The organism is Collimonas sp. NPDC087041, from assembly GCF_044745265.1.
GTDB lineage: Bacteria > Pseudomonadota > Gammaproteobacteria > Burkholderiales > Burkholderiaceae_D > Collimonas.
This window is the reverse complement of record NZ_JBIUZX010000001.1, coordinates 21487-38548: the sequence shown is the minus strand read 5'-3', so window position 1 is coordinate 38548 and position 17062 is coordinate 21487. Positions and strand designations below refer to the sequence as shown.

Below are 17062 nucleotides of genomic sequence, written 5' to 3'. Positions count from 1 at the left end.
CAGAAACGGGGCACAAGGTGTTGACCTCTGCCCCGCTCGGGATTGCCAGGCCGCGGAAATACGCGGCGTTGGCAAAACTACGCAAATAACTTACGCAGCGATTTTGGCCTTGACTTGATTGACAATCGCAGCAAACGCTGGCTTGTCCATCACTGCCATGTCAGCCAGAACCTTACGGTCCAGCTCGATCGAAGCACGCTTCAGGCCGTTCATGAATACGCTGTATGTCACGCCATGCTCACGGGAAGCAGCGTTGATACGGGCGATCCACAATGCACGGAATACGCGCTTCTTGTTACGACGGTCACGGTATGCGTATTGACCAGCGCGCATGACTGCTTGCTTGGCAACACGGTAGACTTTACTGCGGCGACCGCGGTAACCCTTGGCAAGGGCGAGAACTTTTTTATGACGGGCACGAGCTGTAACCCCACGTTTTACTCTAGGCATAGTAACTCCTTAATAGTGTGAGGTTAAGCGGTTGGCATCATGCGGGTAACGGAAGCCATGTTTGTTTCATGGACACCGACGGAACCGCGCAATTGACGTTTGTTCTTGGTAGTTTTCTTGGTCAGGATGTGACGTTTGAACGCTTGACCGCGTTTAACAGTACCACCCGGACGGACGCGGAAGCGCTTTTTGGCGCTGCTCTTCGTTTTCATTTTAGGCATGACACTATCTGTCCTCTAGGGACAGCTCCTTTTTTAACATGATTGCAGGTGGCAACAATTCGTTGCGCTTGGATGCCTGCTCTCACTTGTTTAAACCCAACTGCACAACAACCACAGCTGGATTTCGCAGCGGGATCTGGCCTGCTGCTTTTTGGATGTTTTGCCAAGGTAACCTGGCATCCACCACAAAACTTGATCAGTTGAGGACAGAGTAATTCGCCACGCTGCGGTGGCTCTTAAACTCTGTCCCCAAATTATTATTTCTTCTTCTTAGGCCCAATGATCATGATCATCTGGCGCCCTTCCATCTTCGGCCACTGCTCGACCTGTCCGTACGGCTCCAGATCTGCTTTCAGACGTTCCAACATGCGCATACCGATGTCTTGGTGAGCCATTTCACGACCGCGGAAACGCAGCGTGATCTTGACCTTGTCGCCGTCTTCGTCCAGGAAACGAGTCAAATTGCGCAGCTTGATGTTGTAATCACCATCATCGGTACCTGGACGGAATTTGACTTCCTTGACCAGAATGACCTTCTGCTTCAATTTGGCTTCGTGCGCCTTCTTCTGCTCCTGGTACTTGAACTTGCCGTAGTCCATCAAGCGGGCTACCGGTGGCTGGGCCGTCGGTGCGATTTCCACCAGATCGACGTTTGCCTCTTCCGCCAAGCGGAAGGCCTCAGCCAGACTGACGATACCGAGTGCTTCATTCTCGACACCGGATAAGCGCAATTCTGGCGCAGTAATTTCGCCGTTGATGCGATGTGACTTGTCCGTAGCTATTGCAGTTTCCTTTAAAAATCAAATAATTAAGCCGTGCTCTTGCGCTCCGGGTCTCCCCGTTCAGGCTTTGGTTTCAACCTCGTTCTTGAGGCGCTCAACCAGTACATCGATAGGCATTACACCCAGATCGACATTGCCCCGCGCTCGCACGGCCACTGTGTTTGCATCACGCTCTTTATCACCGACAACCAGTATATAAGGCGGCTTCTGCAAAGAATGCTGCCGTATTTTATAGGTAATCTTCTCATTACGCAAATCGGTCTCTACTCTAAACCCTTGTTTCTTCAGCGTTTGTGCAACATTTTGAACATATTCGGCTTGCGCGTCGGAAATATTCAAAATAACAACTTGCACAGGAGCAAGCCACAAAGGCATCGCGCCGGCGTGATTTTCGATCAACATGCCGATAAAACGCTCCAGCGAACCGACAATAGCACGATGCAGCATGACCGGTACTTTACGGCCATTATCTTCAGTCACGTATTCCGAACCGAGGCGGCCCGGCATCGAAAAGTCGACTTGCATGGTACCGCACTGCCAGGAGCGGCCGATCGAATCCTTCAGGTGGTACTCGATTTTCGGACCATAGAAGGCGCCCTCGCCCGGCAACTCTTCCCACTCGGCGCCGGAGGCACGGATGGCTTCGCGCAAGGCATTTTCCGCCTTGTCCCAAACCTCTTCCTCGCCAACCCGCTTTTCAGGACGCAGTGCCAGCTTGACCGCCACTTCGGTAAAGCCGAAATCGAGATAGACCTTGCGCACCAGCTTGTCGAAGATGGCAACCTCTTCCTGAATTTGCTCTTCTGTACAGAAAATATGGCCGTCATCCTGGGTAAAGCCACGCACCCGCATCATGCCGTGCAATGCGCCGGATGGCTCGTTGCGGTGGCATTGGCCGAATTCACCGAAACGCAAAGGCAGGTCGCGATAGCTGTGCAGGCTGGAATTGAAAATCTGGATATGGCCAGGGCAATTCATCGGCTTCAGCGCATAGCTGCGGTTTTCCGATTCAGTGGTGAACATGCTTTCGCGATAGTTTTCCCAGTGACCAGTCTTTTCCCACAAGGAACGATCGAGAATCTGTGGCGCCTTGACTTCCTGATACCCATTGTCGTTATAGACGCGGCGCATGAACTGCTCGACCTGCTGCCAAATCGTCCAGCCCTTGGCATGCCAGAAAATCAAACCCGGCGCTTCGTCCTGGAAGTGGAACAGATCCAGCGCACGACCCAGCTTGCGGTGATCGCGTTTTTCCGCTTCTTCCAGCATGTGCAGATAAGCTTCTTGCTCGTCCTTCTTGGCCCAGGCAGTGCCGTACACGCGCTGCAGCATTTCATTCTTGGCGTCGCCACGCCAGTAGGCGCCGGCCAGCTTCATCAGCTTGAACACTTTCAGCTTGCCAGTCGACGGCACGTGCGGGCCGCGGCACAAGTCGGTGAATTTGCCTTCTGTGTAGAGCGAGACTTCCTGGTCTTGCGGAATCGAGCCGATCAGCTCCGCCTTGTAGGCTTCGCCGATCGATTCAAAATAGGCAATCGCTTCGTCGCGCGCCACTACTTTACGTGTGACGGGCTCATCCTTCTTGGCCAGCTCAGCCATCTTCTTTTCGATTTCCAGCAAGTCTTCCGGAGTGAAAGGACGCTTGTAGGAAAAATCGTAGTAAAAGCCGTTTTCAATCACCGGACCGATCGTCACCTGCGCATCGGGAAACAGTTCCTTGACCGCATATGCCAGCAAGTGGGCGGTCGAGTGACGGATCACTTCCAGGCCGTCCGCATCCTTGTCGGTCACGATCGCCAACTCGACATCCTTGTCGATCAAGTAGGAAGTATCGACCAGCTTGCCATCGACCTTGCCGGCCAGGGCCGCCTTGGCCAGGCCGGCGCCGATGCTTGCGGCGACCTGCGCCACTGTCAGCGGCGCTTCGAATTGACGCTGTGAACCATCTGGAAGTTTGACTGCTATCATTTTGAGCCCCATATCGGCGGTCGCTCGGGACGACACCGGATTGAATTAAGTTAACTATGCTTTACAAAAACGCGGACGAAAAAAAACGCGGACCAGCCGCGCTTTTTTCATCATGCAGGTAGAAAAAGGCCTCGACTAGTGTCGCTCACAGATTGTGGTGGTAGTTCGCGGTGTCATAACCGGGATGCCTTTCTCGCTCTTACAGATGTTGATTTTGGTTATCGTCGACCAACCAGGAATGGCGGCAACAGGATGCGACCAATAATACCAGAAATCCTGCCAATATAGCGGCAGCGCAACCTGCGGTGTTGCTAATTTGCCTAAGGCGCAATCAACATACGCGCGCGCCGCAGCCCACAATTAGTAAGCATCTCCACAAAAATGTAATTGATTGCATCTTGGTTTGGCACAATGGCAATGCCATGTATAGTTCATGCCACCAATCAAACAACACTGAGAAAAGAATATGAAACGTATTTTCTGCGCGGCTGTACTCATCGCCGCCAGCGCCGCTGCAGTCTTCGCTCCAACCCAAGCCATGGCGCAAGTCGGCGTGAGCATCTCAATTGGCGTACCGCCACCACCTCCACGATATGAACCAATGCCACCGCCGCGCTATGGCTATGTCTGGGCTCCAGGTTACTGGAACTGGGCCGGCGGTCGTCACGTCTGGGCCGGCGGCCATTGGGAACGTGCTCGCAGCGGCTATATGTACAGCCGCCCTGAATGGCGCCAAGGCCCACGCGGCTGGGAACTGCGCCGCGGCGGCTGGCAGCGCGGCGGTGACCACGGAAGATATGATAATCGCCGCGATGACCGCCGTTACCATGACCGCGGCCATTACGACGGATATCGACGTTGATTCCACGCAGGCCAACGGTCAGTTGGCCTGTTGCAGCAACTTCCTGCAGTCGGGCAGATTGCCCATATCGACAATGCGACAGCCGCAATTCATTCCTCAATGGCTGTCCGCCTCCTCCTTGCAATCGGTTTAAAAGCCGCCACAACCAGCAGCGCGAAACCAATCACGCATTGTTAGCGCTAACTCAGCACCCATAGCGTTGTTTCTATCCCAAAATCAAGCAAATAAACTGACCCTGTCAGATTTGGCACTAGTGTAAATCTGTGGATTGTCTAAACTGGTGAGTGGTTGAATGGGTCGCCAACCAGCACGACGCCAGGCTTTAACATCTGCCTGGATGGCTCGCAGTAACAAGGTAAGCAAGTGGATTCGCGATCTAAGCTTCTCGCTTCTACGGCTAGTTCAATGTGCATTTATTTGAAAGAACATCATGGCAACAGGTACCGTCAAATGGTTCAACGATTCCAAAGGCTTCGGCTTCATTACTCCGGATGACGGTAGTGAAGATTTGTTCGCCCATTTTTCCGCAATCCAGATGGGTGGTTTCAAGACTCTCAAGGAAGGTCAAAAAGTCAAATTCGAAGTCACGGAAGGCCCCAAGGGCAAACAGGCTTCGAACATTCAGGAAGCAACCTAATCGACGATTGGGAAAGCCTGGGCAAGCGGCATTGATTTGCTCGCTGCGGAGTTCAGGCATCACTGAAAGATTCAGCAAAGCTCGCAGCCGGGTCCGGTCTGCGGGCTTTTTTATTGCGGCATTTTCGCGGTGAATCTGCCGCGAAAATTCAAGCGGCTCCGCGGTAAGTCGCCAGGTCAGGAGCAGGACGCAACGAGTGCTGTATCGCCGAAGGAAACTGTGGCCTTTGACTCTCTGCGACACTCTCTACACCATCCGCCGAAATAGCCTCCAGGAAGGCCAGCACATTGCGATGGTAATCAACCCGCATCTCCGCTTCCAGCAACTGCCTTTCCGCCTGGAACAATGCAAGGCGCGTATCGCGCAATTCATTTTCAGCCAATTTTTCCGGCGTCAAAATATACTTCGTCGCCAATCTGTTGAGCCATCCCATGTCAGCACCTCTTTTGTCAGGAGACGATTTGATATTAAATCTTTCCGCGCGACAGAATCGATATTTGACATCATTTAATTGTGTTGTTGCAAATACCCTACGACCCGCTATTCAAATGAAAAAAGCGGACATATGATGGTGGATCTATTAGTGCCGCCTCGGAAATTCCACCAGGCAACAACTACCAAATTTTCCTAATCAAGATAGCGCGCAACCGGCTACGCGAGCGTGATCGCTATTCCCATTTTTCGATACGGCGCAATCAGTGTTTCCGCAACCTCGGCGTTGACTACAATTCCGCTCACCTGGCTCAACGCTGCGATCTGGTAAGGCGATGCCGTATCCAGTTTTTCCGGCGACGCCAGCACCACCGTCTGCAGCGCCGCTTCGCTCAGCGCGCGCTTGACGCATGCCTCTTCAAAATCTCCGGTGCTGATGCCTGCGTCCGGATGCAAACTGCACACTCCCATGAAATACAGGTCGGCGCGGATGCGCCCGATCGCTTCGATTGTTGCCGCACCGACGCCGACGATGGAATGTTTGAACAGGCGGCCGCCGAGCATGATCACCTCGACATGCGGATGCTCCACCAGCTCCACAGCGATAGACGGACTGTGCGTGACTATCGTTGCCTTCAGCGTCTGCGGCAGATGCCGCACCAGTTGCACGGCAGTGGTGCCGCCATCGACGAACACCACCTGCCCCGGCTGGATCATGGCCGCAGCGGCGCGCCCGATGGCTGGCTTGGCGTCGCTGGAAATCTGCTGCCGTTCGGCGAACGTGCCGATCGCCGGAGAAATCGGCAATGCGCCGCCGTGCACGCGTTGCAGTAATCCCTCTTCAGCAAGTTGACGGAGATCGCGCCGGATCGTGTCCTCCGACAAACCGAGCTGTTCGCTGAGCGATTTGGCGACGATCTGGCCGTCTTGCTGCAGGATTTCCAACAAATGTTGCTTGCGTTGCCGAGTCAGCATGAGCATTCCTTTTTGCATGTTTTTTCTTGATATTTCACGATATTGCATGATAAAGTAAAAAAACACAATCCCACCAGAGCAATCCCCGGAGACCTACGATGCAAGATGCGCGAGTCAGAATTCATAACGTCGAGATATTGTCAGATGACTGGTACCTGCTGAAGAAAACCACGTTCGACTACCAGCGCAGAGACGGCGCCTGGCAAACCTTGACGCGCGAAACCTATGATCGCGGCAATGGCGCCACAGTCTTGCTCTACAACCGAGAACGCCGCAGCGTGATCCTGATTCGGCAATTCCGCTTCCCGACCTATGGCAACGGACACGACGGATTCTTGATTGAAACCGCAGCCGGATTGCTGGACCAGGCCAGCCCTGAGGAGCGCATCAAGGCCGAGGCTGAAGAAGAAACCGGCTATCGCGTGACCGATGTGCGCAAGATATTCGAAGCCTTCATGAGCCCAGGTTCGGTGACGGAAAAACTGTACTTTTTCGTGGCTGAATACGAGCCGAAATTGCGCGCGGGCGACGGCGGTGGCCTGGCAGAGGAAGGGGAAGATATCGAAGTGCTGGAACTGGCGTTGGAGCAGGCGTTGCAAATGGTCGCCGATGGCCGGATTGCGGATGGCAAGACCATCATGCTGCTGCAATACGCGCAACTGCATTTATTCCCTGGCGCCGGCACAACCACCGATGCAATCGTGCCGGAGAAATAAAAATAGACGATGCTGTCCGGCCCTTTTGCGGCCGGTCAACATCATCCTATCCGCTAGCGCGGAAACTGCCGTCACTCCTGATGAACAGCTTGTGCGAAACGTCCGTTATTGAAATCCGATATGGCCTGGGCAATTTCCTCCTTGCTGTTCATCACGAACGGACCGTGACCGACGATCGGTTCGTCAATCGGGTCGCCGCTGAGCAGCAGCAACACAGCATCATTATTAGCCTCGATCGACACCTTGCTGCCATCCCGATCCAGCACAACCATTTGCGCATCGCGTGCGACGGTTTCGCCGTTGACCAATACCGTGCCGCGCAACACCACGACAGCGCCAGTCCAGCCTTGCGGCAGCGCCAAATCGGCAATACCGCCCTGGTTCAGACGCAGGTCCCAAACGTTCATGGCGCTGAAGGTGTGTGCCGGTCCTGCATGACCGTCGAAATTACCGGCGATCACCCGTACCGAACCTGCTCCGTCGGGCAACGCTACGATCGGGATATCGTGATCACGAATCGCTTGGTAACCCGGCGCCGCCATCTTGTCCTTGGCCGGCAGGTTGACCCACAGCTGCACCATTTCCAAAGCGCCGCCGCTACGCGTGAACTGCTCGGAGTGAAACTCTTCGTGCAAGATGCCGCCGCCTGCCGTCATCCATTGCACATCACCTGGGCCGATCACGCCGCCCTGCCCGGTCGAGTCGCGATGCGCGACCTCGCCTTTATAGACGATCGTCACGGTTTCGAAGCCGCGGTGCGGGTGCTGGCCGACGCCGCGTGGCTGGTCGGCAGGGCCAAACTCGGCCGGACCGGCGTAGTCAAGCAACAGGAATGGGCTGAGTTGCTTGCCGTGGCTTTGATAAGAAAACATCGAGCGAACCGGAAAGCCGTCGCCAACCCAATGTGGACGGGGTGCACTGTAGACGCCAAGAACTCTTTTCATTTCCTTCTCCTTGCCAAAAATTCGAAATATGCTGCAGGAATAAGAATACGACAGGAACAATAAGCCCGGTAGATAGTAAAATTGGCATTCAGCGTTCTATTTTGTGAACGATAGGAGTTGCCATGCAGGATTTGAACGATCTCTACTATTACGTCCAGGTGGTCGATCAAGGTGGTTTTGCGCCCGCAGGACGCGCGCTCGGCATGCCCAAATCCAAGTTGAGCCGGCGCATTGCATTGCTGGAAGAGCGGCTCGGAGTACGGCTGTTGCAACGTACTACCAGGCATTTCTCCGTGACCGAGGTTGGACAGACTTATTACGAGCACTGCAAGGCCATGCTGGTGGAGGCCGACGCCGCGCAAGAAGCGATTGAGGTCACCCGCGCAGAGCCGCGCGGCATCGTCCGCATCAGTTGTCCGATTGCGCTGCTGCACGCGAACGTCAGCACGATGCTGGCCGATTTCATGGTCGACTATCCGCATGTCAACGTGCAGCTGGAAGCCAGCAATCGCCGTGTCGACCTGGTCGGCGAAGGATATGACATCGCCATCCGCGTGCGACCACCGCCACTGCCAGACAGCGAGCTAGTCATGCGCGTGCTGGCCGAGCGCGGCCAATGCCTGGTCGCCAGTCCGCTTCTCCTTTCCGGACGCGACCAGCCGCAGACGCCGGCCGACCTGGCGGATTGGCCGAGCCTGGCACTGGGCACTCCGCAACAAAGCCATGCCTGGAATCTGTACGGACCGAATGGTGCGCAGGCCATGCTGCCGCACACTCCGCGCTTCGTCACCGGCGACATGATCGGCTTGCGCGATGCCGCCGTGGCCGGTGTCGGCATCGTGCAGTTGCCGACCATGATGATCCAGGATCAACTCACCCAAGGCCGGCTGATACGCTTGCTGCCGGACTGGCAACCGCGACCGGAAATCATCCATGCCGTATTTCCATCGCGGCGCGGCCTGTTGCCGTCGGTCCGTACCTTGATCGATTATCTTGCGCAGCGCTTCAAGGTATTGAACGAAGACTGCCCACCTTAGAGTGCAAGAACGCCACCGAAAAACTACGTTCCATCGACACCTTGTTTGCCGCTGCCCTTACGTGATGTGATAAATTCGGCCACTGTATTTCGCTTTTTTCACCTTATTTATTCAAAAATCCCCGGATTGATTCAATGACCAAACCCAAGCCTTTTTCGATGATTCGCGAGTTCCACCTCGCCGATTGGTTCACGCTCAGTAACGCCTTTTGCGGCGTCGGCTCCTTGTTTTCCGTGATGACCTATCTGCAAACGCGCGAAGTGCTGCATATTTTCCTGGCATGCGGCTTGATTCCAATCGCGCTGATATTTGATGTGCTCGACGGCCGTATTGCGCGCTGGCGCGCACAAAGTTCGGCCATGGGGCGCGAACTGGATTCGCTGGCCGACGTCATTTCATTCGGCGTGGCGCCTGCCATCATCGCCTACGGCTGCGGCATGCAGGGCCTGGTGGATCGGATCATCCTGGTGTTTTTTGTCGCCTGCGGCGTGTCGCGCCTGGCGCGCTATAACGTCACTTCCGAGAAATTGTCCGATGGCGGCGACAAGGTGAAATACTTTGAAGGCACGCCAATCCCGACATCGCTGGCGCTGGTGATGGTGCTCGCTGCCGCCGCATGGCATGGCGCATTGGGCGAGCAATTATGGTTTGGCGTGGTGTATGTCGCAGGCTTTCAATTCCATCCTTTGGTCTTGATGTTTGCTGCGTCGGGAGCCTTGATGGTGAGTCGTATCCGCATCCCAAAACTGTAACGTTCAAGGAAAGGGGATCACGCATGAGATGGTTACGGACGCAATCCGAAGATTAGGCGTAAAGCGCGTTGCGTTGACCGTTGAAAGTTCAGCGCGCGCCACCACCGCGCGCTCATGAACCAACCGCTGTGCCGACGCTCGTCAGCTTCGTCCCGAGGGCGTTGTATATCCCCTTCAAACCGCTGGTGTTATCAGATCCGGTCAGGAATCCGACTGCCACAAACAGCGCCACCACAATCAGCCCTCCGATGATGCCGTATTCGATTGCAGTAATGCCGTCCTCATCCCGCAGAAATTGCATCAGCCTGGCGTTCATTGTGATCTCCCGAACAAGAAATCGTCGAATTGAAGAAGCAGCGACATCAGCATAGTCCTGCTGAAAAATTAGCTCAAGATAAATTTTTCAGCCCTAATCCACTACAAACAACTTTGCCCCGCTCGCAGTAAACGATCGATGCGGCTCAGCTCCGTCGGCGACCTGATAGCTCATGCCAGGTTTGAGCACAAACTTGCGGCCATCTTCCAGTTCAGTGTGCAGTTCGCCCTCGGTGCAAAACAGGATATGTCCTTTGCTGCACCAATGATCTGCCAGATAACCGGGCGTGTACTCGACAACTCTTACCCGAATGGCGCCGAAATGCCGGGTCTGCCAGTAGGCAATGCCGCTCTCCCCCTTGTGCTCGGTGCGTTCGATCGTTGCCCAATCCGTCGTGCCGAACGGTATATCCGTCATCTGCATGGTCTGTCCTTTGTTGACTATTGATTGAATGGGTCAAGCTCCGGCTCGCCGCAAGGCAGCCCGGGCCAGCAAACGCGTGGAGTCGAGCGTCGCCAGCGGCGAATTCGCTTCGTTGATGATCAACGGTATCTCGGTACAGCCGAGCACCACGGCATCGCAGCCTGCATCCTTCAATCGCCCGATCACTTGCTGGAAGTAAGCCACCGCTTCGGGCTTGAATTCGCCGTAGACCAACTCATCCATGATGATGCGGTTGATCCCGTCCCGATCAGCGACATCCGGCCGCACGTACTCCAGGCCGAGCGCTGCCAGTTTCTCCGGATACGTCTCGCTGTCGACCAGATAACGCGTTCCGGTCAAACCAAGGCGTTTGTACCCGCGCTGCGCCGCGTGCGCCGCGACAACTTCGGCGATGTGCAACCAAGGCAACGGGGAGCGCGACGCAATGTAAGGCAGCGCCTGGTGGATGGTGTTATCCGGACAAATCAGGAAATCGGCGCCGATTTTCGCAAGTTTTTCGGCCGACGCAAGCATCAACTCGCCCACACCTGGCCAATCGTCGCGGTAGATGCAATCCATGTAATCGGAAAGCGATGGCGTATGCATCGAAATTTCCGGATGCCCGTGCGCGCCGAAAAATTGCGCGCCCTCGGCGCAGATGGTCCGATAGCACAATGCTGCGCCTTCGGCTGAACAGGCAACGATACCTATGTGTAGAGGCATGATTTGAGTTTCGCAATAAACCGCACACTAATATCAAACAAGCTGAACAACGTTCCTAAACAGGATTTTGGTCAATCCAGTCACCCGAAAAATCCAGGATGTAGCCAAGCGCCTCGTCTTCGGAATCGAATTCGATGGTCGGCACGTCGCGCGTGTAGCGAATTTCGCCGGCGCTGTCTTTACCGGCATGAATCGTAAAGCATGCGGCGTACTTTCCGTTGCCCTGCTTTTCCAGCCGCGGAATCACCGCTTGCCCCTTGTACGGATAGCTCTTTTCTTCACTCACAGTACATCTCCTTCACATGAGGAACAATCCTACCATGTGCGAAACTCGCGCTGACAACATCCTGTCAGACGTAAAACTATTGTTCGCCGCGCCAGGAGACTGATAGAGTTGCACGTCAATCTGCAAGGGGAAGTCATGATCGATCATTGGTCCACGCCGGTAAAACTGTTAGCGCCGCTCGTACTCATTGCCTCCAGTCTCTGCAGTTCGGCCAACGCGGCCGAGAGTTCGCCATGTCCTCCTGACTGGGAGCCGCAAATCTGCGAACTCAAATCAGTGGTGGATGTGCTCAAGAAAGACCACATCACCGAAATTGACGTACCCGCCTTTCTCGATGAAACCATACGCCTGGGCGTCAGAACACTGCCTTATGCCAATTTTCGCAATGCGAAAGAGCAGCAAGAACGCGCCAAGGAAGACGAACGCGTGCGTAATGGCGCGCCGGGCATCGGTATCATTTTTGAGACCAGGCCCGACGGCTTGCATATTATCGACGTCGTGCCAGACGCGCCCGCGGCGCAGGCCGGAGTGCGCAGCGGCGACCAGGTGATCGCCATGGACGACAACAGCCTGATCGGCGTCGATAACACCGAGATTGCCAAGTACGCCAAAGGCGAAGTTGGAGCGCCGCTCAAGATCACGCTACTGCGCGGCAAACCGCAGCAACGGCTGGAGCTCACGCTGGTGCGCGCCATCATCAAGCCACGCCCGGCAACTGCCAAACGTCTCGACGGCGACGTGCTGTACACCCGGCTCGCCAGTTTCCCCGAACCCTCCATCGGCGACTATATCGATACAGTGCAGGCGGAGCGCAAAAAAGGAGCGCCCATCAAGGCTGTCATCCTCGATTTGCGCATCAACGGCGGCGGCGCGCTCAACGCCGCGATCGGCATCACGGCGCTATTCACAGGGCGCGACAAGACAGCCATGGTCACGCTGCAACGCGATGACAAGGTACAGCATCGCATCACCACCAATTGGCCCGATTACGAACTGCCGGTGATGCGCGGCCAGGATCCGCTCGCACCGCTGCAAGCGGACGACTGGTGGCGCAAGGTGCCGCTCATCGTACTGGTCGACGGTCAAAGCGCCTCGGCGGCGGAGGCCACCGCCGCCGCGCTGAAAGATCTAGGCCGCGCCAAACTGCTGGGCATGCCAACCTATGGCAAGGGCATGGCGCAAACCGGTACCGCCACGCGCGACGACACCTACCTGGTGTGGACCAATGCACGTAACTTGCGTCCGAACGGCTGTCCGATGGAAGGTTATGGCGTGGTGCCCGACTGGATCGTACCGCAGCGTAAAAACGCCGACATGAGCGGCATCCTGCTGGGTTACCGCGAGGTAGACATTCCGCGCCCGGCTTATGCCAGCAAGCTGTCGCCCGATCCCTTTGCCGACGTGCGCAAAGAACGTCAGCGCCTGCGTGACCAGCGCGCCCAAGCCAAGCTGGATACGGCCAAGAGTGCACCGTTGCCGCAAAAGGAATTTGGCAGCAACAAGGATTGGCAACTGCAGCAAGCGCTCAACGCGCTGGCAGGAAAACCCGTGCAGGAAATGGGCGTGAGTCCAAAGCTCATGCCGGCGCAGCCCATGTGCGTAAAACTCGACCAGTAGCAAAGGCATTTACGAGCGATCTGCGCGAAACACCCCGCTCGACAGGAAGATCATCTACGTGCAAATTCGACAATTGCTGTAAAGTAAATGCCAATGATCCGTGAATTTTCCTGCTTTTTAGGGGTTCCAAGCCATGAAATATCTATCCGCGACCTGCTCGACATTTGTCGCTACAAGCCTGGCGCTCGCGCTGAGTGCCGCAGTAAGCAATGCGCAGGCTACAGATAGCGCCGCCCCTTCTGCCCTTGACGCCGCAGCCAGCGACCCGGTCAAACTGGGGTGGATGGTCGGCTCGCCGCCGCCCGCGGATCGCACACTGCGCTTTGACGATGGCAGCTACTTCCGTTTTCCTGCCCTGCGTTGGAGCGTATCGAACTTCCGCCAGCTCATGCCTACGATCAACGTCTCGCGTGGACTGGGCGATCCGGTAGCGCTGCCACGCGCGCTGCGGAGCGACATCGATGCGATACGTTTCACGCCCATCGGCGCCACCACGCCAATGAATTGGGAACAGTCGTTGGCAGCCAATTACACCGACGGCATCGTCGTCCTGCATCGCGGCCGCATCGTCTATGAACGCTACTTCGGTTCGCTGAAAGAAAACGGCCAACACGCGGCAATGTCGGTCACAAAATCGGTGATCGGCACGCTGGGCGCGATGCTGGTGGCGGACGGCAGCCTCGATCCCGCCAAGCACGTGGCCGATTACGTACCGGAACTGGCCAAATCCGCATTCGGCGATGCCACCGTGCGCCAGGTGCTGGACATGACGACCGCACTCAAATACAGCGAAGACTACGCAGACCCGAACGCCGAAGTCTGGGCCCACGCCCAAGCCGGCAGTCCACTCCCCAAACCCAAGGACTACAGCGGCCCGCGCAGCTATTACGAATTTCTCCAGACCGTGCAGCCGCAAGGACAGCACGGCGACGCTTTCGGCTACAAGACCGTCAATACCGACGTACTGGGCTGGGTCATCGCGCGCGCAACCGGGCGCAACGTCGCCGAGTTGCTGTCTGAACGCATCTGGAGCCGCCTCGGCGCAGAACAGGACGCATACATGACGGTGGACTCGATCGGCACGCCATTTGCCGGCGGCGGCCTGAATACCGGCCTGCGCGACCTGGCGCGCTTTGGCGAGATGCTACGCAACGGCGGCCGCTTCAACGGCCAGCAAATCGTGCCGAAGGCAGCAGTCGACGACATTCGCCGCGGCGGCGACAAGACCGCCTTCGCCAAGGCCGGTTACAAACTCCTGCAAGGCTGGAGCTATCGCGACATGTGGTGGGTCACCCACAATGCCGACGGCGCCTTCGCCGCGCGCGGCGTGCATGGCCAAAGCATCTACATCGATCCCAAAGCCGAGATGGTCATCGTGCGCTACGCCTCGCATCCGCAAGCCGGCAACGCCGCCAACGATCCGACCACGCTGCCGGCCTTTCAAGCGCTCGCCCAGCATTTGATGTCGATGCCTCAGTGAGACATCAATAGCATCGCTGACCTGACAGACCGGAAACACGAAACGCCGCCCGAGCAACGCTTAAATCCGTATGTAGTAAGCTGACACAACGCGACACTACCGACATGGATTGCGGCATGAACAGCCTGAACAGTCGAGCACTTCGATCAAGTCTTCTTGGCACCATCGCCTTGGCTGCCCTGCTTTTTATTCCGGCCGGGACGTTCGACTATTGGCAAGGATGGTTGTTCATGCTCGTCTTTGTCGGCGCCTCAGCATCAATCACCGCCTACCTTGCCATCCACGATCCCAAACTGCTCGAACGACGCATGAACGCCGGGCCGCGAGCAGAAAAAGAGCCGACTCAAAAGATCGTCATCTTTATTGCGCTAACGGGCTTCGTTGCAATGCTGGTTTTTCCAGCGTTGGATCACCGCTTCGGCTGGTCTCCAGTACCGGCCTATATCTCCCTGGCGGGAGATGCATTCATCATCGTCAGCTTCCTCGCATTCTTCGTCGTGCTCAAGGCCAACACCTACGCCGCCTCGACAATTCAAATCGCCGAGGGTCAACAGGTCATCTCGACCGGACCGTACGCGCTGGTGAGACATCCCATGTACGCCGGAGCGCTGCCGCTGCTCGCAGGCATCCCGCTCGCGCTTGGCGCATGGTGGGGCTTGTTGATGCTCGTGTTTGTCATGCCGGTACTGGTATGGCGGCTTCTGGATGAAGAAAAATTCCTGCGAAAGAACTTGGCCGGATATGCAGACTATTGCGAAAAGGTGCCTTACCGGCTGCTGCCCTTTATTTGGTAGTCACCGTTAAAGTCGGGAAGGCGTAACATGGGACTTCCGACAGGACACGGAGTGGCAGACATGAAATCGGCACTTTGGAACGTAATAGCAATCATCCTGATGGTTGCTGCCACTGCAAGTTCTTACGTTCAATATCAACGTGGGGACCTTCGCAACGATGCCCCATCTGCACATTGGAGCCGGCCAGATTAGTCATATCGTTTTGGGCATCCACGACCTTAAATGATTTGAGCCAATCGAAGCGCCACCGCCGACGCCTGTTCGGCACTTTCTATGTTCGTGAATCCAATCACCAAGCCATGCCTGGGCTTGGCTTCCAGGTACCACTGCGACAGCGGCTCGACGGCGATGCCAACAGTCCTGGCGCGTTGAGCGAGCTCGACATCATCACCTTCGCGAAGGCCTGCCACCAGATGCATGCCGCCTGCTTGGGGGTTGATCAGCAGGCGTTCGCCGAATTGCTGGTGCAGCGCATCGACCAGCCATTGACGGCGGCGCGCGTAGAGGTTTCGCATCTTGTTTAAATGCCGCGCGAAGTGACCCTCGTTGAGGAAGGCGGCGACGGTCGCCTGAAGTAGGTACGGGCAGTGGTTATGCAGACGATCCGCCTGACGGGTGAAGGCGTCGCTCTGTTCGGCCGGCACCACCAGATAGGCCAGGCGCAGGCCTGGAAACAACACCTTGCTGAAGGTCCCGGTATAGAGCACGCGACCCTGCTGGTCGAGACTCTTGAGGGCTGGCAAGGGCTTACCCTGATAGCGATACTCGCTGTCGTAATCGTCCTCGATGATCCAGCTGCCCTGGCGATTGGCCCAGTCCAGTAGAGCCAACCGACGCGGCAATGACAACGATACGCCCAGCGGGCTCTGGTGGGTCGGCGTGACCACTGCAAAGCGGGCATCCGGGCAGCGGGCGATGCCCTGCGCGACGTCCATGCCCTGCTCATCCACCGGCACCGGCACCAGCTGTGCACCGGCTTCCAGTAAGGCGTTCCTGGCCATGAAGTAGCCGGGCTCTTCCAGCCAGCAGGTATCACCCTCTTGCATCAGCGTGTGGCTAATCAGGTCCAGGCAAGCGCGATAGCCGGCACACACGAAAACCTGCTCCGGGCGGCAAGTAATACCTCGCGAAATCCCCAGGTAGGTCGCAATCGCCGCGCGCAAGAGGGCATGGCCTCGCGGGTCCGGGTAGACGAGCCCCTCGAGGCCGGCCTGCCGCAGCTGACGGCCAGCCAGTCTTGTCCAGAGCTTACGGGGAAAGGCATCCAGCGCGGGCAGGCCCATCTGCAGTGCTAGCGGTAGCGTTCCGGAATGGGTGGTTTGGTAGGTCGCCGAAACAGCTGGCGCGTGAAGTACGGACGAAGAAACGGGCGCCAATTGCGGTGTAACAACTGTCCCGGCTGCCCCGCGCGTCGTCAAGTAGCCTTCGCCAATCAGTAACTGATAGGCTGCGTCCACCGTGCCACGCGCCAGGTTGAGCTCCGCTGCCAACGCACGCACTGCAGGCACCCGATCTCCCGGCCGTAAGCGGCCATCGGCAATGGATTCACGAAAGCGCTGATAAAGCTGGCGATACATCGGCGCTGACTGCTTGCGGTCCAGCTCAAAGGGAGAAATCATGGCCTAGTCGTTTATGCATTTTTCGGCT

Annotated in this window: 20 protein-coding genes; 8 read left to right on the top strand and 12 right to left on the bottom strand. The window is 56.6% G+C overall.

Features of this window, described 5'->3' with window-relative positions; translation table 11 throughout:
- Positions 1-90 precede the first annotated feature (90 nt).
- From rplT to thrS, 4 genes are all read right to left on the bottom strand, one after another.
- Positions 91-450 (bottom strand): 50S ribosomal protein L20, encoded by a 360-nt coding sequence (gene rplT, locus ACIPF8_RS00185; RefSeq protein ID WP_061533855.1) that lies wholly within the window; start codon positions 448-450, stop codon positions 91-93.
- Between the two features lie 23 nt (positions 451-473).
- Complete coding sequence (gene rpmI, locus ACIPF8_RS00180) at positions 474-671, bottom strand: 50S ribosomal protein L35 (protein WP_061533856.1); 198 nt, start codon at positions 669-671, stop codon at positions 474-476.
- 257 nt (positions 672-928) lie between these two features.
- Positions 929-1453, bottom strand: a complete 525-nt coding sequence (gene infC, locus ACIPF8_RS00175; RefSeq protein WP_081992442.1) for a translation initiation factor IF-3 — start codon at positions 1451-1453, stop codon at positions 929-931.
- Between the two features lie 60 nt (positions 1454-1513).
- Positions 1514-3421 carry a threonine--tRNA ligase gene (gene thrS, locus ACIPF8_RS00170; RefSeq protein WP_400416324.1) on the bottom strand — a complete coding sequence of 636 codons (1908 nt, stop codon included), beginning with the start codon at positions 3419-3421 and terminating at the stop codon, positions 1514-1516.
- Between the two features lie 466 nt (positions 3422-3887).
- Between thrS and ACIPF8_RS00165 the strand changes: the two genes are divergently transcribed.
- Positions 3888-4283 (top strand): hypothetical protein, encoded by a 396-nt coding sequence (locus ACIPF8_RS00165; RefSeq protein ID WP_400416323.1) that lies wholly within the window; start codon positions 3888-3890, stop codon positions 4281-4283.
- Positions 4284-4713: 430 nt separating this feature from the next.
- The gene (locus tag ACIPF8_RS00160) at positions 4714-4920 is read left to right on the top strand and encodes a cold-shock protein (RefSeq protein WP_400416321.1); all 207 of its coding nucleotides are present in this window, start codon (positions 4714-4716) and stop codon (positions 4918-4920) included.
- A 148-nt stretch (positions 4921-5068) separates the two neighbouring features.
- Here ACIPF8_RS00160 and ACIPF8_RS00155 read toward each other — a convergent pair whose 3' ends face one another.
- Entirely contained in the window at positions 5069-5353 is a 285-nt protein-coding gene (locus ACIPF8_RS00155; protein WP_400416319.1) for a hypothetical protein, read from the bottom strand.
- 218 nt (positions 5354-5571) lie between these two features.
- A complete protein-coding gene (locus tag ACIPF8_RS00150) occupies positions 5572-6327 on the bottom strand; it encodes a DeoR/GlpR family DNA-binding transcription regulator (RefSeq protein ID WP_400416317.1) in 756 nt (251 codons plus the stop codon).
- Between the two features lie 98 nt (positions 6328-6425).
- On the opposite strand from ACIPF8_RS00150, the gene ACIPF8_RS00145 reads away from it, so the two are divergent.
- The gene (locus ACIPF8_RS00145; RefSeq protein WP_400416316.1) at positions 6426-7043 is read left to right on the top strand and encodes an NUDIX domain-containing protein; all 618 of its coding nucleotides are present in this window, start codon (positions 6426-6428) and stop codon (positions 7041-7043) included.
- A 71-nt stretch (positions 7044-7114) separates the two neighbouring features.
- Here the strand turns inward: ACIPF8_RS00145 and ACIPF8_RS00140 are convergent, their stop codons facing one another.
- Entirely contained in the window at positions 7115-7987 is an 873-nt protein-coding gene (locus ACIPF8_RS00140) for a pirin family protein (protein ID WP_400416315.1), read from the bottom strand.
- A 122-nt stretch (positions 7988-8109) separates the two neighbouring features.
- Between ACIPF8_RS00140 and ACIPF8_RS00135 the strand changes: the two genes are divergently transcribed.
- Complete coding sequence (locus ACIPF8_RS00135) at positions 8110-9024, top strand: LysR family transcriptional regulator (RefSeq protein WP_400416313.1); 915 nt, start codon at positions 8110-8112, stop codon at positions 9022-9024.
- Between the two features lie 134 nt (positions 9025-9158).
- On the top strand, positions 9159-9776 hold the full coding sequence (pssA, locus tag ACIPF8_RS00130; protein WP_400416311.1) for a CDP-diacylglycerol--serine O-phosphatidyltransferase: 618 nt from the start codon (positions 9159-9161) through the stop codon (positions 9774-9776).
- Positions 9777-9888: 112 nt separating this feature from the next.
- Here the strand turns inward: pssA and ACIPF8_RS00125 are convergent, their stop codons facing one another.
- The 4 genes from ACIPF8_RS00125 to ACIPF8_RS00110 all read right to left on the bottom strand — a co-directional run bounded on the left by ACIPF8_RS00125 (position 9889) and on the right by ACIPF8_RS00110 (position 11524).
- Complete coding sequence (locus tag ACIPF8_RS00125; RefSeq protein WP_400416309.1) at positions 9889-10092, bottom strand: Flp family type IVb pilin; 204 nt, start codon at positions 10090-10092, stop codon at positions 9889-9891.
- A 93-nt stretch (positions 10093-10185) separates the two neighbouring features.
- On the bottom strand, positions 10186-10515 hold the full coding sequence (locus ACIPF8_RS00120) for a DHCW motif cupin fold protein (protein ID WP_400416307.1): 330 nt from the start codon (positions 10513-10515) through the stop codon (positions 10186-10188).
- A 33-nt stretch (positions 10516-10548) separates the two neighbouring features.
- Positions 10549-11238: an aspartate/glutamate racemase family protein gene (locus tag ACIPF8_RS00115; protein ID WP_400416305.1), complete on the bottom strand. Its 690-nt coding sequence runs from the start codon at positions 11236-11238 to the stop codon at positions 10549-10551.
- 55 nt (positions 11239-11293) lie between these two features.
- Entirely contained in the window at positions 11294-11524 is a 231-nt protein-coding gene (locus ACIPF8_RS00110) for a hypothetical protein (RefSeq protein ID WP_400416303.1), read from the bottom strand.
- Positions 11525-11659: 135 nt separating this feature from the next.
- Here ACIPF8_RS00110 and ACIPF8_RS00105 point away from each other — a divergent pair, with 135 nt between their 5' ends.
- From ACIPF8_RS00105 to ACIPF8_RS00095, 3 genes are all read left to right on the top strand, one after another.
- On the top strand, positions 11660-13141 hold the full coding sequence (locus ACIPF8_RS00105) for a S41 family peptidase (RefSeq protein ID WP_400416301.1): 1482 nt from the start codon (positions 11660-11662) through the stop codon (positions 13139-13141).
- Between the two features lie 133 nt (positions 13142-13274).
- Positions 13275-14621: a serine hydrolase domain-containing protein gene (locus ACIPF8_RS00100; protein WP_400416299.1), complete on the top strand. Its 1347-nt coding sequence runs from the start codon at positions 13275-13277 to the stop codon at positions 14619-14621.
- Positions 14622-14737: 116 nt separating this feature from the next.
- Positions 14738-15415 (top strand): methyltransferase family protein, encoded by a 678-nt coding sequence (locus ACIPF8_RS00095; RefSeq protein WP_400416297.1) that lies wholly within the window; start codon positions 14738-14740, stop codon positions 15413-15415.
- A gap of 218 nt (positions 15416-15633) precedes the next feature.
- Here ACIPF8_RS00095 and ACIPF8_RS00090 read toward each other — a convergent pair whose 3' ends face one another.
- The gene (locus ACIPF8_RS00090) at positions 15634-17034 is read right to left on the bottom strand and encodes a PLP-dependent aminotransferase family protein (RefSeq protein ID WP_400416295.1); all 1401 of its coding nucleotides are present in this window, start codon (positions 17032-17034) and stop codon (positions 15634-15636) included.
- Between the last annotated feature and the right edge of the window lie 28 nt (positions 17035-17062).

What these genes read in the sequence shown, in the direction of transcription:
- ACIPF8_RS00125 (WP_400416309.1), bottom strand. Translation starts at nt 10,092, where the DNA reads ATGAACGCCAGGCTGATGCAATTTCTGCGGGATGAGGACGGCATTACT.
- thrS (WP_400416324.1), bottom strand. Translation starts at nt 3,421, where the DNA reads ATGATAGCAGTCAAACTTCCAGATGGTTCACAGCGTCAATTCGAAGCG.
- rplT (WP_061533855.1), bottom strand. Translation starts at nt 450, where the DNA reads ATGCCTAGAGTAAAACGTGGGGTTACAGCTCGTGCCCGTCATAAAAAA.
- ACIPF8_RS00165 (WP_400416323.1), top strand. Translation starts at nt 3,888, where the DNA reads ATGAAACGTATTTTCTGCGCGGCTGTACTCATCGCCGCCAGCGCCGCT.
- ACIPF8_RS00090 (WP_400416295.1), bottom strand. Translation starts at nt 17,034, where the DNA reads ATGATTTCTCCCTTTGAGCTGGACCGCAAGCAGTCAGCGCCGATGTAT.
- ACIPF8_RS00105 (WP_400416301.1), top strand. Translation starts at nt 11,660, where the DNA reads ATGATCGATCATTGGTCCACGCCGGTAAAACTGTTAGCGCCGCTCGTA.
- ACIPF8_RS00140 (WP_400416315.1), bottom strand. Translation starts at nt 7,987, where the DNA reads ATGAAAAGAGTTCTTGGCGTCTACAGTGCACCCCGTCCACATTGGGTT.
- ACIPF8_RS00100 (WP_400416299.1), top strand. Translation starts at nt 13,275, where the DNA reads ATGAAATATCTATCCGCGACCTGCTCGACATTTGTCGCTACAAGCCTG.
- ACIPF8_RS00150 (WP_400416317.1), bottom strand. Translation starts at nt 6,327, where the DNA reads ATGCTGACTCGGCAACGCAAGCAACATTTGTTGGAAATCCTGCAGCAA.
- ACIPF8_RS00145 (WP_400416316.1), top strand. Translation starts at nt 6,426, where the DNA reads ATGCAAGATGCGCGAGTCAGAATTCATAACGTCGAGATATTGTCAGAT.
- ACIPF8_RS00155 (WP_400416319.1), bottom strand. Translation starts at nt 5,353, where the DNA reads ATGGGATGGCTCAACAGATTGGCGACGAAGTATATTTTGACGCCGGAA.
- ACIPF8_RS00135 (WP_400416313.1), top strand. Translation starts at nt 8,110, where the DNA reads ATGCAGGATTTGAACGATCTCTACTATTACGTCCAGGTGGTCGATCAA.
- ACIPF8_RS00095 (WP_400416297.1), top strand. Translation starts at nt 14,738, where the DNA reads ATGAACAGCCTGAACAGTCGAGCACTTCGATCAAGTCTTCTTGGCACC.
- pssA (WP_400416311.1), top strand. Translation starts at nt 9,159, where the DNA reads ATGACCAAACCCAAGCCTTTTTCGATGATTCGCGAGTTCCACCTCGCC.
- ACIPF8_RS00120 (WP_400416307.1), bottom strand. Translation starts at nt 10,515, where the DNA reads ATGCAGATGACGGATATACCGTTCGGCACGACGGATTGGGCAACGATC.
- rpmI (WP_061533856.1), bottom strand. Translation starts at nt 671, where the DNA reads ATGCCTAAAATGAAAACGAAGAGCAGCGCCAAAAAGCGCTTCCGCGTC.
- ACIPF8_RS00160 (WP_400416321.1), top strand. Translation starts at nt 4,714, where the DNA reads ATGGCAACAGGTACCGTCAAATGGTTCAACGATTCCAAAGGCTTCGGC.
- ACIPF8_RS00115 (WP_400416305.1), bottom strand. Translation starts at nt 11,238, where the DNA reads ATGCCTCTACACATAGGTATCGTTGCCTGTTCAGCCGAAGGCGCAGCA.